The sequence below is a fragment of the Vibrio lentus genome (genome assembly GCF_030409755.1).
Taxonomy (GTDB): Bacteria; Pseudomonadota; Gammaproteobacteria; order Enterobacterales; family Vibrionaceae; genus Vibrio; species Vibrio lentus.
In genome coordinates this window covers 1771783-1787380 of sequence record NZ_JAUFQE010000001.1, presented here as the reverse complement: position 1 = coordinate 1787380, position 15598 = coordinate 1771783, and the positions used below count along the sequence as shown (strand labels likewise).

Sequence of the window (15598 nt, the reverse complement as noted above, 5' to 3'; positions counted from 1 at the left end):
CACTTGCATAAGGCTCTAAAGCTACCAATATGAGAACACAACGCGGCTTTACTATTTTGGAACTGATCACTTGTTTAGTTATTCTAGGACTGGTTTCTGCTACCGCGATGGTGAAGTTCTTAGATGTTCAAGGAAACGCACGAGCAAGTAAAATACACGACGTGGCAGGCAACCTTCGTACTGGTATAGACATGATCTACGCTAAATCAGCAATCGCGGGCGTTGAGGGTGAATGTAACTACGTGGAAAAAACTGAAATCGAAACCTACTACGTGTGCCATGGTTATCCAATCGCTTATGTCGATTCGTTAAGGCGCTTGCTTAGCATTGACCCAACGGAGCTATACGTAAACAACAAAGAAGTCGAGGATGGCAGCAATGCAGAAAGGGTCGCCGTTATCTCTTTTGATACGGAAAGTTACACCTATTCACCTATAGGGGACTTTTGTCAGGTGCTGTATCAACCAGAAAAAGAACCACAAATCGTCGTGCTTGATGGCGCATGTTAATCACCATTCACAGCTTTCCGCCTAGCCATAAAACTTGGCCTTAATCGCCATCTTTGGGTGAGTATTGTTCGCTTTATGTCAGTTCTTGTTTAGCTCATTCTTGACTCTGTCACGACTCATATTTGAGTCTCGTTCTTTTGTAAACTTTTTCCATCTTAACCAAATGAGAAAGAGAATCATGAAAAAGAACACCTTCGTTTTACCAGCCATCGTAATTTCAACGGTATGTATGTCATTGTCTGCATTCGCAAATAGCCGTGACAACTCTATCGAAGCTGGTGTGACCTTCATCGGAAATCAAGAACTGGCAAGCTTCGGCTATAGTAAAGAGTTGTCGAACAACATCGTTGTCGGTGGCGGTTTCTCATTAGGAACGGAAGCGGTAGATTTAGATGAGCCAAACTCACAAGATGCATGGGGCTTATACTCCAACATTGGCTACAAATTTGAAATCGCTGAGTTCGATATTATCCCAAAGATCGGTATTAACTATCTGAATGCAGATGTGAGATTTGACAACTCTTCATTTAACGACATCAATATCGACAATGTCTATGGCTCGGTTAACTGGCGCATGATAGGCTTAACGGTGGATTACGGTAAGATCAATGATTCTGCAATGGTGCCAACGGGTACAGGCCCTAACTCTAGCACAACACCATTTGAAGAAGACGTAGTACGCGTTACCGCAAGCTTCAATTTCTAGCCTTTAGCTTTCTACCTCTCACCAATAGAAAGCAATCGAGAGCTCCTATTAGTCACCTAATTAGGAGCTTTATTTTTAACCTTATACGGAAATCTACGTCTTTTCCCCTAGGGGGATTTATGATGGTGTTTGTTAAATAATCAAAAGCCAATTTCACTTCTAATTATAACTGACTAAAAAGTAACACTAATTGAGTCAAGTCGTTAATATATCTACGTTTAATTAGAGATCTAAGCATTTTACCAACCTAACTCATATCAAATCACAATATTCATCAACAAAATAGAGTTCAAATGCTAACCACAAATAGGTTAACTATGGAATAAAAATCACAATTAAAACAACGTATCGCTTTAGATTTAATCCTTCCAGGTAAAATAAATCAATTAGATTCTTATCCGAACAGATTAATTAGCAAACCCAACTTACAAACCTTTTTAAAATCCCACTATTGATGATTTAATTAATTTAAATTCATATTCAATAATAAAAAGTAGTATCTATATTAAATGATATTAATGTCACCTAAGTTCTTGTAATTAAATTTTATCCTGAAAAATTCTGATAAATCTGCCTCATCAATAGCCACCACAAATACTACGACCATCTACATTAGCAACTGCTTGATTTATGATTAAAACCGCTAGTATAGAAGCTTATAATTGGATAAATACCAAAACAAATGGATAAATCCCCCTTCTCTCTTGTAAAAAATCGCCTTTCATTTATAAATTCAAGTTTTGGGTGAACATCTCGATAACCTTTCATTACAGCCCAGATTCTGCGATTAGTATCAATATCTTGAGAGGAAATGGTGACATTTTAGTTATGTTATTTTGAAAGGACTCTTGGGTTGAATGACAATCTCAGCCACCACATATCAATTACACGAATATAATAACTATCGCTTAGGAGTTGAGCTATGCACTGTTCTTTCAATATAAATAACAATAATGAGAGCTTGCAACTTATTTATAATGAAGAAAAAATATACATCAAAAGAAACAGTAATAAAATATCAGAGGAAAGTCTAAATAGTAAAGAGAGTTTTGTATTTAAATATCTTGTTGAGCACTCTTCAATATCGAACCCTCAATCAGCACGAGACGTTGAAGAATCGTTTAAATTACATTTTGATGAAGAGTTTAGTTTGTACGCATTAAAAAACATTATCGCTTCGATAAGAAAGAAGTATCGAAGTTTATGTAAAAAAGCAAAGATTGATAATAATAACGAACTGATCACCAACTTATATAAGGTCGGCTACTTTATTGATTTAGATAAAAGTCCGGCAGATCGCATCAAACCTAAGCACAACATCAACCAATTCAAGCCCAGCCATATCGATGTGCTAAAGCTGATGTACCGCTCTTACCACAAAGAACTGATACGCTCTTTCATACTCATGCTGACTGTTTCTTCGTTTATCTTATTCGTTATCTACTTTTCCCAAATCTTTTACACAACGAAAATTGCCGATGAATACAGCCTCAACACTAAGCAGGTCGCAGAAGAAGTGATGAGTGATGGTTGTTACAGCGACGTTGCTGTCTACGCGCTAAGGCACTCTCTAAACTTTGACTCCGTCATCATGACAACACCAGATGGCTCATGTTACATATCCAAGAGCCGCTCCAAGTTCATAGAGCCAAACCAAGTTGATGAGTTCTACGACAGCCTAGATTTTGCTTACTCACGTTTTACGTTGCCTGAAAACGGCGTTTACCTTACCGCTCGCATTTCCAAGAACTCAATAGAAGCTCGCTATAGAAACTCATTATTGCCGCTGTTCATAGATTCAGTCTCGATACAAAAAAACGGCTATTACATTCTGAATCTCGGAGAGCAAAGCCAGCCCATTTACCAACACTCACTGCCAAGCGGTGCGACTATCACTTTTTATAGTCACAATATAATCGCATTCTGGATCGGGCTAACTTTACTGTTAACTCTAATATTTTATCGTTCTTACCTGTTGGGCTTTGTCGTTTATCTGTTTCGCTGGAAGAACACCTCCTTTGAAGAAGAGCCTATCATCAACACGGAAGACAACAGCGTCTTGTACTATGAACTGTTGTCCAGAGTACGCAATGTCGGTGTGTTAGATTTCATCAATGCCATGAGACGCACTAACCTATTGACCTTCCATACCATTTTGCTGATTGAGACGGTTAAAAACGCTAAATCAAACAATAGCCATGAGATCTATGGCGTCAACGTATGCCCGAGCGCGTTAGTGGGTACTAACTTTGCTAAAATTCAGTACCATTTAGCGGCAATGGAAGCGAACGAATTTGTTGTCGAGATCACCGAATACTCGAACATCGGGTATGGGTGTGAGGTGATTGATAACATCAAAGAAATTAAAAAGTTGGGGATTACTATCGCGCTGGATGACTTCGGTACCGGAAACAATAATATCGAAATTATTAGCGTTATTTCTCCGACGTACCTGAAGTTAGATCGCTGCTTTGTCAAAGACATTGAATCAGGAGAACATCATCAAGGAGTGTTGCTCAACATATCCGAAATTGGACGCTTATCTAACATCACTATGATTTACGAAGGTGTCGAAACTCGCCGACAGCAATACATCTTGTGTCAACTCGGCTACAACCTGCAACAAGGCTACTTGTACAGCAGACCTCAAAGCACCACGACTTGATCACCCTCTAGACATTTAACTACCTGTGAGCTCATTTATCCTGAATGACATTAGGCACGAAAAGACAATCATGCCAGAGCTCACAGGGGAAATATTGCCTACCCTAAAATCAAACAGGCAACAGCTTATCGAAGTAATCATCATGTGAACAGCCAAAATTAAATCACTTAAAATTCAGCATCTTATCTATATTTCACACCTCTACCTTCAAGCACTTCTAGTCCGTCGATAATAATTATTTCCAATAAAAACCTTGCCAATCTGGATAAAAAGGTTAGTGTTATACACATATATATCACCATGCAGTTTTAATTATGACCGAATGGAAAGACGACCAACCGATCTTTAGGCAGCTAGCTGCAAAGATCAGTGACCAAATTCTTCAAGGTGTTTGGTTAGAACAACAAGCATTGCCCTCAGTGCGTGCTGTTGCCGCCGATCTTAAAATCAACCACCTTACTGTCATGAAAAGCTATCAGTTACTGGTTGATGAAGACCTAGTCGAGAAAAAACGCGGCCAAGGTATGTATGTCGCAGAAGGGGCTCTTCAAAAATTGAAAGAGTCCGCACATCAATCATTCATCAACACACAGATCCCAGCCATCGCTGAGACGCTAGGCATCATTGATATGAGTGTCGAAGAACTCGTGAAACAGCTAGAACAACATATAAAGGACAAGTCATGAGTACTTTACTTTCAGTGAAAAACGTAACCAAAACCTATTCAAATCAAGTGGGTGTCGAGAACATCAGCTTTGAGTTAAAGCCGGGGCAAGTGCTTGGGCTGCTAGGTCACAATGGCGCAGGTAAATCGACCTTGATCAAATCACTGCTTGGTGGGCACAACTATCAAGGTGAGATTGAAGTAAATGGCTACCACCCTATCCACCAGCACGCTGAACTCATGCTGCACTTATCGTACATTTCAGATGTGAACGTATTGCCTGAGTGGATGACAGTAAAGCAACTGCTTCGATACACACAAGGCGTTCACCCAAGCTTCAACAAGCAAAAAGCAGAACAGACGTTAAGTAGCACCAACATTAAGCTATCTTCAACGATCAAACAGCTTTCTAAAGGGATGAAGGTACAGCTTCACCTTGCAATCATTATCGCGACCGACACTCAAGTGTTGATCTTAGATGAGCCAACGCTAGGTCTAGATCTGCTCTACCGCGATACTTTTTATCGCCACCTCCTAGAGTGGTTCCACGATGGCGAACGCGCGATGATCATTGCTAGCCACGAGGTTTCAGAGATTGAACACCTATTAACGGATGTACTGATTTTAAAGCAAGGCCATTGTGTACTGCAAAAGAGCATGGAAGACATCGAGAACGACTATTTCATTATCGATGTCGCAAACAACCACTCAAACGAAATCCAGAAACTCAATCCACTGACCTCACAGCCTGGGCTAGGAACCACTAAGTGGTTATTGGAAGGCCAATATAAAGCGCAAGTTGAATCATTGGGTAACATCTACAACGTTGGTCTCGCAGACCTATTCCTTGCAACACAGACGGAGAAGGCATAATGCACCCAACTTTTTATATGCTAGAAAAAGAACTGATCGAGCACAAAATTAACACTCGATTACCTCTATTTATCGCGTTATGTGGTTTCTTGCTGTTCGTTAGTTTGTTTTTCAATGGCGCAGCGCAGCATGAGTTTTTCTTCCAAATGGGAGTGAATGGTGACGTGAGCGACATCCACAGAGAGTTCGCACAAGACCTCAACTCAGTGATCTACTTTGGTGCTGGCCTTATTTCACTCATACTTTCGACGCTTTACATCCCTAAAACACTGCGTAAAGAGCGCCAAGAAGGCAGTTCGATGTTTTGGAGAAGTATGCCAGTATCCAATGCCATGACTCACGGCGTGAAGCTAGGCTTCGGTCTAGTGGTTATTCCGGCTATCTGCGCGCTATTAGTTCTATTCGCTGACTTCCTGTTTTGGGTACTGAACGTTTCAAGCGAACAACAATTGGCATTGATAGTAGAGCAGCAATCACTGTTTTATGTGCTGAGCAATTGGTTGGTGTTCTTTGGACGAATGATGTTAATTGCATTAGTTCTACTGCCATTAGCAACGGTTACTCTGGCGATTTCACAACTGGTGAACTCTCCATTGCTTGTCATTTTCATCTCAAGCTATGCGATTAAGTTTCTGTCTGTCGCCGTATTTGGATTTTATGGCATCAATGACTTCTTCTCTCTCATCGCTTCACTGCCGATGAATCTGCTCACAGCAAGCAATCCATTCAACGTGATTGCAGAAGCGCCATTTCTGTCTTTGGGTATTTATGTACTGATTGGTGTTGGCGGCTATCTGTTGAGCCTAAAGCTAAATAGAACGGACGATGTGAGCTTGAAGACGCTGTTCCAGCGATAGAGTCACTTATTCTGAGCCCTCAACGGATAACCAAATTAGATATCAAAATCTAAATCAAAGCTTCTGAGAGATCGGGAGCTTTTTTATTGGCTGCTGTTTTATTGTTAGGTGCTTTGAATTCTAACAACGGTTTTCGTGATAGAGGCAAAGATACGGATTGGTGGTTGGTTTTGGTTTTGCTTCAGAGAGCTGAGTACTGAGTGAGGTAAGGATAATCTAGGAGGTATTAATGAGCTGACATTGAATTGCATTATTGTTAATGCCTGCCAGCTCTTTGGGGGATGATTTCTTTAGTCGCCGACCAGATGAAGGTCCTTGAGAGCGCTATTGAAATCGGTTTGCTGCGTTTTACATTTGATTAAGCTGTTCAGCTTTTTTAAAGCTTTACGATTTAAAGCTTATTTCTTTGAAGCTTCTTTCGCTGTGTCTTTCCAGTATTGGATACGAACGCGATGAAGCTGTGCTCTTCTCATTTTTTTCATAAGGGATATTTCCTTTTCTTTAACTGCTCTTCATGAGCTATTTTTATTGCCAACTATTCGAATCTAACGGTGTTTGACGGCCAGATCAATGATACAAATCACAAAATATATAGAGTTTTGAGTACCATTTACATCAAAGTATGACCTAGTTATCAACTATGGCTCAATTCAATCTATTAAGCCGTTGTTCGAAATTTAGATTAGTTATCTCAGATGACAAATTCATTTCAGTATCAATACAGTTCAATGATACGTATTTAATAGACCGGACTAACACGGATTTAGTTCCCAATAATTTGCCTTTCCTGCCCCTGCCATTAACTGGCCTTTCTCGCGTAATACTTACCTCCTTCAAACCAAAGTTACACCGTAACTATAATTCCTTTTTAATTGACTATTTTTTATTCACATAAGCCTATACGACACAAACTCAAAATGGGATTATGTTTGTAACGGAAGAGCTTTTAATAGAAAAAGACAGTAATGGATAAAATCAAATGGACGTGATCATGAGTAAAGTTATTCTACAAGGGCATATTCTTGTGCCAGACAACGACCTAGAAGCCGTCACACAAGCACTGGTTGTTCATAAGGAACTCACACTCTCAGAACCCGGTTGTATCGTGTTTCGAGTCAGTCAAAGCTCACTTCAACCTAATCGTTTTGAAGTTTATGAAGAATTCACTAGCCGTGAGGCGTTTGAAGCGCACCAACAGCGAGTAAAAACTTCTGAGTGGGGTGACATTTCGAAGAACGCAACACGTCACTACCAAGTCACCGATGTTCTGACACCTAATGATTGACCCGCTAGCCAACCGTATCATCACATTGATCAAACAAGATCCCTTGCGAATACAGGTTTTAGACTGCGTCTCTAAGCTGGGTTTACCACAATGCTATATCGCCGCAGGCTTTGTGCGAAATCTCGTTTGGGACTACCTACATGGTTATGCCTCCCCGACTCCACTCAATGATATTGATGTGATCTACTTTGATCCCATTGATACCTCTTACGAATCGGCTATTCGATACGAGGTTGAGCTTCAAGAGTGGTTACCTGAACTCAACTGGCAAGTTCGCAATCAAGCCAGCATGCACACCAGAAATGGGGATGGGCCTTACCAAGGTTCATTGGATGCGATGCGTTACTGGCCAGAGAAAGAAACCGCGGTCGCCTTAAAGCAAAGCCCAACAGGAGAAATCGAGTGTATTTCCGCTTTTGGTTTAGAGAGTTTGTTTGATTTAAAGATCACACCGACCCCCAATCGCAACAAAGACGTGTTTGACCAACGAGTTCAGTCTAAGAACTGGTTAACTCATTGGCCCAAATTAACGATTGGTCACAGTTAACGATTAGCCACAGTGAGTTAAGGAGCGGCTACAGTCAACGATCGGCCAGATTCAAAATGAAAACCATTGACTAAAAGCCCAATCAGATCGAACATGCCCCACTTCTCAAATCAAACGCGCACTTCACGAACTGCTGCGCTCTCTCGTCATACTGAGTAACGACCATGAACCAACAATATATGCTGCAAGCTCTTGAAGCTTCGCGCCAAGCCCTACCCGATTGCCAACCAAACCCGCCTGTGGGTTGTGTTTTGGTGAAGAACGATAAGGTGGTGTCTGTTGGATATACGCAAAAGGTCGGTGGAAACCATGCTGAGGTTGAAGCACTGAATGGCTATGACGGCGAAACGGACGGAGAAATGGAAGGCATTACCGCTTACGTAACTTTAGAGCCATGTTCATTTGTTGGCAGAACACCCGCTTGTGCCAATACATTGGTTAAAGCAGGTGTAAAACACGTAGTAGTGGCGATGCTAGACCCAGACGCTCGCAATAATGGTCGTGGTGTGGCGATACTTGAATCGCACGGCGTGAAAGTGGATGTAGGGCTATGCCAAGCACAAGTGAGCGCTTTTCTAACCCCGTATCTTGGTAAATCCTAGGTCTTGAATAACCAGCGCTAATTCAATTTGACTCGGTAAAGCGGATTGACTGGCTTATCGACAAAATACGACCAAATATGATCGTAGACGGCATGTTGGTTGGGGAACGGCGCAAGTGCTTTCGCTTCCTCTAAATCGCACCAGCGGTACTCTGTATGTTCGTCATTCAGTTCAATCGTTTGGTTGGGCGGGCATAGCACCGCAAACACTGGGATTAGCTGAATCACATTAACGTGAGCCTCGTAAAACTGCTCCAGAAACTGCGCGTTATACAAAGCTTTCACTTTAATTTGGGTCTCTTCTTCAAACTCGCGCACGATAGCCTGCCAACCTGTTTCACCCGCTTCAATCGAGCCTGCGACATGGCACCAAAACTCGCCTTTCACACGTTTCATTAATAGCATTTTCGTTTGTCCGTCGATCTCAGAAATTGCGACACCGGATACAATCGAAGTATTGAGTGGAATCATAACGTTACCTTAGATTGAGCAAGAGGGCGGCAAGGCTACCACCCTTCGTTTGTGAAGTTGTCTTCTTTGATTAAAAACGAGAGGCCACTCATCAATTTATAAACATCAAGCGCAACTCTTGAGGTTTGTATATCTAATAACAACCTTTGTACCCAGTCATTGAGCGATTCTTATTTGAGGCGTATTTCGATAAAGAGTAGAATCGCCGCCTTGTACTGTGTTTCTTCACTTTTGTTTTTAGCGCATCAGTTTTTAGACTCTCACACAGTAGACTCACAACCATTTATCACCACGATATAAGTATTAATACGACTATGCACTCATCAAAACCAACGCACGACTCAGAAAACAGCCATACTCCTGAGCATTGCTTCACTCGTTTTCAACAGCCGATCGAGTCATATTCGTTGCCTGAGCGTTTCACATTCCCGTTCTATTATGAACCGCATCCACTGTGTGAAATCGCCTCTCATCAGCTTCAACAATATCTAGAAACGCAAACCGATTGGCAACATGACTTCGGCTTAGATTCTGACGCAGGTCGCGGCAAAATGTTTGGTGTGTTACTGGTGAAAAGCCCTGAAGGTGAGCTTGGTTACTTCTCTGCTTTCTCTGGAAAAATCGCCGACCAAAACCTACTGCCTCACTTTGTGCCACCCGTATTCGACATGTTGAGCAGCGACAGCTTTTTCCATCAAGACACGGCCGACATGATGGCTGTGAATGCGAAATTTAAAGCGCTGCAAGCAAACGCTGATTACCTTGAACTGTGCGAGCAACTGGCACAACAAAAAGCACAAGCTGAACAAGAGATTGAAGCTCAGCGTTTATTAATTATAGAAGGCCGAAAAACACGCAAAGAACAGCGTGAACAAGGTAAAGAAAACCTTGATGAGCAAGCCTTCGAACAGCTAAATAACGAGTTAAACAAGGCCAGTGTTGCCGACAAAAATCAGCAAAAATATCTCAAGCTCAACTGGGAACAGAGCCTAAACGAGTTACAAATCAAAGTTGATGTGTTCACTAATCAATTAGCTGAACTCAAAGAGCAAAGAGCACACATCTCTCATCAGCTTCAACACAAGTTGTTTTCACAATACGCTTTCCAAAATGCAGAAGGAAACGTTGAAGACCTTAACCAGATCTTTGAAAACACGCCAAACAAGATACCACCAGCAGGTTCTGGCGAGTGTGCCGCACCCAAGCTTTTGCAATACGCGTATTTAAACGGTTACACACCATTGGCACTGGCTGAATTTTGGTGGGGTCGTTCACCGAAATCGGAAATCCGTAAACACAAAAAATACTACGCCTCTTGCCAAAGTAAGTGTGTTCCGATTTTAGGCCATATGATGAAAGGCTTAGAAGTCGATCCCAACCCATTGCTAGAGAACCCAGCAGAAGGCAAAGAGCTGGATATCTTATTCCAAGACGATCACATCGTTGTGGTACACAAACCAGCAGGTTTTTTATCCGTACCGGGTAAAACCATCAAAGATTCGGCCTACACTCGTGTTCAAGAAATGCATCCCGATGTTGAAGGGCCATTTGTTATCCACCGCTTGGATATGGCGACCTCTGGCATTCTAATCTTCGCTCTCACACGACGTGCGAACAAGAGCTTGCAGAAGCAGTTCATTACTCGTGAAGTCGAGAAGCGTTACGTGGCAATGATTGAAGGCGTTCTAGCAGAAGATGAAGGCTATGTTCGACTGCCACTACGTGGAGATTTATACGATCGTCCTCGTCAGATTGTCTGCTTCGAACACGGCAAGCCTGCTGAAACTAAGTGGGAAGTGATTGAGCGAAACCAAGACACCACAAAGGTTTATCTGCACCCGAAAACGGGACGCACACACCAATTACGTGTTCACTGTTCACATGAAGAAGGGCTTAACATGCCTATCGTTGGTGACGGCTTATACGGCAACAAAGCCGACCGACTACACCTACACGCAGAAAGGCTAGCACTGCACCACCCAGTCACCAAAGAATGGATGGAGTTCCAGTTCGATGCCGAATTCTAAGCGTTAAGCCTATTTTCGGCGTTAAGACTATTTTTTGCGTTAAGCCTAGGAGATAAACCAGAGTCACAAACCATTTGTGACTCTGACTCCCTCTTTCTCCTACCCCTTTCGGATAATTCTCCAAGCTTATTGCACTACATCAAGGTTCACTTTCTTGTGACGAGTAGCATTCGCCTCTTCTTCTTTCCTTGAGGCCTTTGATATGTCATCAGCTGCTTTGAATATACAACCCAACACAACGACTTCTTCCGTGATCGCTTCGCAAGCACTAAGCTTGAAACCACTCACAGAGAAAAAGCCAGACTTAAAGTCGGCAATGCTCAATCTAATTGAAGAAGTGAAAAACGAACTCCCTCTTTACGAGTCGGAGACGTTTATCTGTGGACCGAAAGGAAACTGCTCTGGTTGCTCTAAGAAATTATTGGAGATGGTCGACAGTGAATTGATGTACTGGGAACACAGTATTTCAATCGGCCAAGGCCCTAACTTCGAAGAATTACGCCGTTTTGGTAAGCTATGCAGTAGCGTTAGACGTGGCTTAGAACGCAACGGCTTGGTAGAAAAACGCCCAAAGAAAAGATAACCAGCTAGCTCACAGCTACTACAAGCTTTCGATGAGCATTACAAACTATCTATCCGCACTACAATCTATCGATCATCATTGCAATCTAACCTAGTCACTAACAGGTTGAACTCGTTCACTATAAGAGTGATAATATTTTGTAATACAATAAGTACCAAGACAAACCATTAGAGATTTTCCGCCAAGTTCTTGAGCGAATCCATCCTTCATGTCTAGCGTGTCTTAAACCTTCTGAAAACCAACATCACATCCATTAAAAACCCTTTATTGGATAGCGGGGAATACTTTGAAGAAACCACAACCAATACTGGGTAAGACCGGTATGCTATTTTTCCTCGTCATCATCAGTGCGTTTCCTCCATTGACCATCGACTTGTATTTGCCAGCCCTTCCACAAATGGTCGAGGTGTTCAATACCGACCAATCGATGGTCAACCTAACCCTGAGCAGCTACTTCGTGACCTATGCGGTTGGCCTGTTGTTCTGGGGACCACTCAGCGAAAAGTTCGGGCGTAAGCCGATTCTACTCATTGGCATCGCGAGCTATATGGTGGCGAGCGTCTTATGTGCTATGACCAATAGCATCGAGCAGTTGATTGGTGCTCGTATATTCCAAGCCTTTGCGGGCAGTGCCATCACCGTTATCGCAACCGCCATTGTGAAAGACCTTTATGACGGCCGAGAACGTGAAAAGATCATGGCAACTATCATGTCGTTGGTGATCATCGCACCGATGGTTGCGCCTGTATTTGGTGCTTTCCTGCTGAAAATAGCGTCTTGGCGAATGATGTTCGTCACTCTCGCTATTTTTGGTGCATTCGCATCAGTACTGGCGCTTTGCTACCGAGAGACGCTTGAAAGCAAATACCAAGGCTCTATTTTCCGGTCATGGGGAAGACTGGCCGTGGTCATGAAAAACCGCTCATTCATAAAGCTGCTGGTTATTTTTTCTATCACACCAATGGCGCTAATGGGCTTTCTTGCCGCAGGTTCTTATATCTACATCAATGACTTTGGATTGACCGAACAGCAATTCAGTTACGCTTTCGCGTTCAATGCATTATGTGCCTCATTTGGGCCAACGCTTTATATGAAGTTGTCCTACCGAGTGTCGGTTCAAAAAGTGATTTCAGCGTGTTTTGCTCTACTGGCGATTGCCGGAATCTTTACGCTGACAGTCGGTGGTTTGTCACCTTGGTTCTTTATGTTTATCGCAGCACCAGCGACGCTGATGGTTATCATCATGCGAGTACCTGGCACCAACTTAATGTTGAATCAGCAAGATCAAGACACAGGTTCTGCCGTCGCATTGATTCAGTTCTTTAGCATGATTTGTGGTTCACTTGGTATGGTTTTGGTTTCAATCCGCCCAGATTCGCTAATTGACAACCTAGGCTTTATCCAATTATCGGTGGGAATCCTAGGCGGCTTGATGTGGCTGATGGTCAGAAACAAAGAGTATGTGACTAAGAAATTGAATTAGGCACATCCAAAATAGCTAAGTTTGTACTCAAACACGATTTAGGGCGTCCTCGATCGTGTTTGAGGTCTCGCCACCACTGGCTTTAGCGCATATTGGCTCCAATCACCTAAATTGGAGTTAAACTATGAAATGGACACATTTACTGTTCACATCCCTACTTTTCCTTAGTACTTCTGCCATCGCTTCCGATGTCGGATTCACTCAAGTCACCTTAACTGACGATCCTAATCGTCCGCTAAACACTGCCATTTGGTACCCCACACAAGATGCATCAGACACAACCTTGATTGGCGATAATCCTGCCTTCATCGGTACGCAAGTCATCAAAGATGGAGAGATTCAATCCGGCACTTTTCCAGTAGTACTGCTATCACACGGCTACCGAGGAAACTGGCGAAACCAAAATTGGTTGGCGACCGAACTTGCGAGTCGTGGCTACATCGTAGCGGCCACTGACCACCCGGGAACCACTTCTTTCGACCAATCTCCAGAGCAAGCAGCTAAATGGTGGGAGAGACCACAAGATATGTCACGCATTCTGGACTACTTGTTATCCGAAACACCGTGGAAGCAATTTGCTAACGCTGAAAAGGTTACCGCAATCGGACACTCTCTAGGTGGCTGGACTGTAATGCAATTAGCGGGCGCGAGATTGGATAGAGCAACGTTTGAATCAGAATGTAAGACATATAACAATCCGAGAACTTGTGGGCTTTCTGAAGAGTTAGGGCTATCCAAAGTCCAAGCTAAAGAACCAAACAATAAAGATCTTTCAGATCCAAGAATTCAACGTGTGGTCAGCCTTGATTTAGGGCTTGCTCGCAGCTTCTCAGTCGGCAGCTTAAATGACGTTACAGTGCCAACCTTAATATTGGCGGCTGGGATTGATATTGGGGAGCTACCTCAGGCATTAGAGTCTGGCTACATTGCTGAGCACATACCTCTTAATTTAAGACGCTATAAGGTCTATGAAAGCGCTACCCATTTCAGCTTCATTCAAAGCTGCAAATCTGGGGCAGTACCGATGCTTGAAGAAGAAGTGCCAGGCGATGGCATTATTTGCAAAGATGGCGTTGGTACATCACGCGACCAGCTGCATCAATTGTTCTTAAACGACATCATTAGCTTTCTGAATTGATAAACGGAAAGCAAACACACTTAATCTAACACTTTTGGCGAGCTCCGAAATTCACTCGGAGTTTGCCCAGTTATCCTTGAAAACTCGCGATTGAAATTGGACTTGGTCTGAAAGCCTGAACTAAGGAAGATATCAGTTATCGCTTCATCACTTTGCATCAGGAGAGTCTTAGCGTGCTCAATTCGATAGGCGTTAATCACCTTTGAAATATTCTGGTGGTGAGTTTGATTAACCGCAGAGGATATTTTTCGAGCTGGGATACCTAGCTTTCTCGCCACTCGATTCAGGGACAAGTCAGGATCTTTGAACACCTGATGATCCTTCATTAACGCATCAAACTTAGCGACGATCTGCATGACTTCTTCATCCACTTTTAAGCTTGTCGACGATGCCGAAGATACATCAATTGCTTCAGGATAATGGTTTGACGTTGTCAGTTCACTCTGCTGTAGGTTTTGTTCCTGAATTGGTGCCGTGCTAGTACTCACAACGACTACAGCCCCAACAATTAAGGGAATAAGAACTAGGTAACCAATAGACAGAATTAAGTCGGTGTGTTGTGCGTTAAGCAGCAAAATATCATACGAGATAATACCGTCCACGAGAGCTGAAAACAGCAAAGCAAAACCAGCAACACGTTCAGCAAGCAAAACATTCGATACATCACTCAGCCTGACGTGCTCTGGGAAGTTAAACGATGATTTCAACAACAAGCAGCCATAGCCGAGGTACAACGAGATCAACAATAGATCAATCGTTCCATCCCAAATATACGAATAAGAAAAGGAGCCAACCAGAACAACCACTGGACCTAAGCAATGCAAGAGAGACAAAGGTTTACTTCGATGAGCTCCCGCAAAGCAGATCCATGCAGCCACCGGTACACTTGCCCCTAGAACCGGTTGTAAGAAACGGAACAGTGCAATATCAAACGTCCAACGTAACCCAACAACAGTAATCATCAACGCACACAACATAATAAACCAAAACGGTTTTTGGCTTGTTTGTGGGTAACGATATCGAAGCAAAACAGCCGTGATAAATAACAACAGCGCAGCAACAAATGGCAAGGGAATGGCAAGCATCAAAATTCCATTTATGTTCGAGAAAAGATTATTTCAATATCACGTCACCTATTCCGTAAGTAAACCATTGAATCAATGCGAGTGATAAGTATTGAATATCAATC

The 15598-nt window shown here is 42.7% G+C and carries 15 protein-coding genes; 13 read left to right on the top strand and 2 right to left on the bottom strand.

All coding sequences use genetic code 11. From position 1 onward, the window contains the following. Nucleotides 1-29 precede the first annotated feature (29 nt). The 9 genes from QWZ07_RS07620 to QWZ07_RS07580 all read left to right on the top strand — a co-directional run bounded on the left by QWZ07_RS07620 (nucleotide 30) and on the right by QWZ07_RS07580 (nucleotide 8708). Complete coding sequence (locus QWZ07_RS07620; protein WP_192852996.1) at nucleotides 30-509, top strand: type II secretion system protein; 480 nt, start codon at nucleotides 30-32, stop codon at nucleotides 507-509. Between the two features lie 178 nt (nucleotides 510-687). Beyond that, entirely contained in the window at nucleotides 688-1215 is a 528-nt protein-coding gene (locus tag QWZ07_RS07615) for a hypothetical protein (RefSeq protein ID WP_192852995.1), read from the top strand. 922 nt (nucleotides 1216-2137) lie between these two features. After that, nucleotides 2138-3880: an EAL domain-containing protein gene (locus QWZ07_RS07610; RefSeq protein ID WP_192852994.1), complete on the top strand. Its 1743-nt coding sequence runs from the start codon at nucleotides 2138-2140 to the stop codon at nucleotides 3878-3880. Nucleotides 3881-4194: 314 nt separating this feature from the next. After that, the gene (locus QWZ07_RS07605) at nucleotides 4195-4566 is read left to right on the top strand and encodes a GntR family transcriptional regulator (RefSeq protein ID WP_017111621.1); all 372 of its coding nucleotides are present in this window, start codon (nucleotides 4195-4197) and stop codon (nucleotides 4564-4566) included. Further along, entirely contained in the window at nucleotides 4563-5417 is an 855-nt protein-coding gene (locus tag QWZ07_RS07600) for an ABC transporter ATP-binding protein (RefSeq protein ID WP_102276368.1), read from the top strand. The genes QWZ07_RS07605 and QWZ07_RS07600 overlap by 4 nt, the downstream gene beginning before the upstream one ends. Next, on the top strand, nucleotides 5417-6274 hold the full coding sequence (locus QWZ07_RS07595; protein WP_192852993.1) for a hypothetical protein: 858 nt from the start codon (nucleotides 5417-5419) through the stop codon (nucleotides 6272-6274). The genes QWZ07_RS07600 and QWZ07_RS07595 overlap by 1 nt, the downstream gene beginning before the upstream one ends. 991 nt (nucleotides 6275-7265) lie before the next feature. Further along, a complete protein-coding gene (locus tag QWZ07_RS07590; protein WP_029223629.1) occupies nucleotides 7266-7559 on the top strand; it encodes a putative quinol monooxygenase in 294 nt (97 codons plus the stop codon). Beyond that, nucleotides 7552-8106 (top strand): nucleotidyltransferase family protein, encoded by a 555-nt coding sequence (locus tag QWZ07_RS07585; RefSeq protein WP_192852992.1) that lies wholly within the window; start codon nucleotides 7552-7554, stop codon nucleotides 8104-8106. Before QWZ07_RS07590 ends, QWZ07_RS07585 begins: the two co-directional genes overlap by 8 nt. A 164-nt stretch (nucleotides 8107-8270) precedes the next feature. Next, the gene (locus QWZ07_RS07580; protein WP_192852991.1) at nucleotides 8271-8708 is read left to right on the top strand and encodes a bifunctional diaminohydroxyphosphoribosylaminopyrimidine deaminase/5-amino-6-(5-phosphoribosylamino)uracil reductase RibD; all 438 of its coding nucleotides are present in this window, start codon (nucleotides 8271-8273) and stop codon (nucleotides 8706-8708) included. 17 nt (nucleotides 8709-8725) lie between these two features. On the opposite strand, the gene QWZ07_RS07575 is transcribed toward QWZ07_RS07580, so the two are convergent. Continuing rightward, the gene (locus QWZ07_RS07575) at nucleotides 8726-9178 is read right to left on the bottom strand and encodes an NUDIX hydrolase (protein ID WP_192852990.1); all 453 of its coding nucleotides are present in this window, start codon (nucleotides 9176-9178) and stop codon (nucleotides 8726-8728) included. Between the two features lie 314 nt (nucleotides 9179-9492). On the opposite strand from QWZ07_RS07575, the gene QWZ07_RS07570 reads away from it, so the two are divergent. The 4 genes from QWZ07_RS07570 (at nucleotide 9493) to QWZ07_RS07555 (ending at nucleotide 14409) form a co-directional block, all read left to right on the top strand. Then, entirely contained in the window at nucleotides 9493-11205 is a 1713-nt protein-coding gene (locus tag QWZ07_RS07570; RefSeq protein ID WP_192852989.1) for an RluA family pseudouridine synthase, read from the top strand. Between the two features lie 202 nt (nucleotides 11206-11407). After that, nucleotides 11408-11788, top strand: coding sequence for a hypothetical protein (locus QWZ07_RS07565; RefSeq protein WP_192852988.1), 381 nt, complete (start codon nucleotides 11408-11410; stop codon nucleotides 11786-11788). A gap of 286 nt (nucleotides 11789-12074) precedes the next feature. Then, a complete protein-coding gene (locus QWZ07_RS07560) occupies nucleotides 12075-13271 on the top strand; it encodes a multidrug effflux MFS transporter (protein ID WP_435433682.1) in 1197 nt (398 codons plus the stop codon). Nucleotides 13272-13395: 124 nt separating this feature from the next. Next, nucleotides 13396-14409: an alpha/beta hydrolase family protein gene (locus QWZ07_RS07555; protein ID WP_102486064.1), complete on the top strand. Its 1014-nt coding sequence runs from the start codon at nucleotides 13396-13398 to the stop codon at nucleotides 14407-14409. A gap of 20 nt (nucleotides 14410-14429) precedes the next feature. Here QWZ07_RS07555 and QWZ07_RS07550 read toward each other — a convergent pair whose 3' ends face one another. Then, on the bottom strand, nucleotides 14430-15497 hold the full coding sequence (locus tag QWZ07_RS07550; RefSeq protein WP_192852987.1) for an AraC family transcriptional regulator: 1068 nt from the start codon (nucleotides 15495-15497) through the stop codon (nucleotides 14430-14432). Between the last annotated feature and the right edge of the window lie 101 nt (nucleotides 15498-15598).

Excerpts from the sequence above, each read along its gene's own strand:
- QWZ07_RS07620 (WP_192852996.1), top strand. The coding sequence starts at position 30 with ATGAGAACACAACGCGGCTTTACTATTTTGGAACTGATCACTTGTTTA.
- QWZ07_RS07615 (WP_192852995.1), top strand. The coding sequence starts at position 688 with ATGAAAAAGAACACCTTCGTTTTACCAGCCATCGTAATTTCAACGGTA.
- QWZ07_RS07610 (WP_192852994.1), top strand. The coding sequence starts at position 2,138 with ATGCACTGTTCTTTCAATATAAATAACAATAATGAGAGCTTGCAACTT.
- QWZ07_RS07605 (WP_017111621.1), top strand. The coding sequence starts at position 4,195 with ATGACCGAATGGAAAGACGACCAACCGATCTTTAGGCAGCTAGCTGCA.
- QWZ07_RS07600 (WP_102276368.1), top strand. The coding sequence starts at position 4,563 with ATGAGTACTTTACTTTCAGTGAAAAACGTAACCAAAACCTATTCAAAT.
- QWZ07_RS07595 (WP_192852993.1), top strand. The coding sequence starts at position 5,417 with ATGCACCCAACTTTTTATATGCTAGAAAAAGAACTGATCGAGCACAAA.
- QWZ07_RS07590 (WP_029223629.1), top strand. The coding sequence starts at position 7,266 with ATGAGTAAAGTTATTCTACAAGGGCATATTCTTGTGCCAGACAACGAC.
- QWZ07_RS07585 (WP_192852992.1), top strand. The coding sequence starts at position 7,552 with ATGATTGACCCGCTAGCCAACCGTATCATCACATTGATCAAACAAGAT.
- QWZ07_RS07580 (WP_192852991.1), top strand. The coding sequence starts at position 8,271 with ATGAACCAACAATATATGCTGCAAGCTCTTGAAGCTTCGCGCCAAGCC.
- QWZ07_RS07575 (WP_192852990.1), bottom strand. The coding sequence starts at position 9,178 with ATGATTCCACTCAATACTTCGATTGTATCCGGTGTCGCAATTTCTGAG.
- QWZ07_RS07570 (WP_192852989.1), top strand. The coding sequence starts at position 9,493 with ATGCACTCATCAAAACCAACGCACGACTCAGAAAACAGCCATACTCCT.
- QWZ07_RS07565 (WP_192852988.1), top strand. The coding sequence starts at position 11,408 with ATGTCATCAGCTGCTTTGAATATACAACCCAACACAACGACTTCTTCC.
- QWZ07_RS07555 (WP_102486064.1), top strand. The coding sequence starts at position 13,396 with ATGAAATGGACACATTTACTGTTCACATCCCTACTTTTCCTTAGTACT.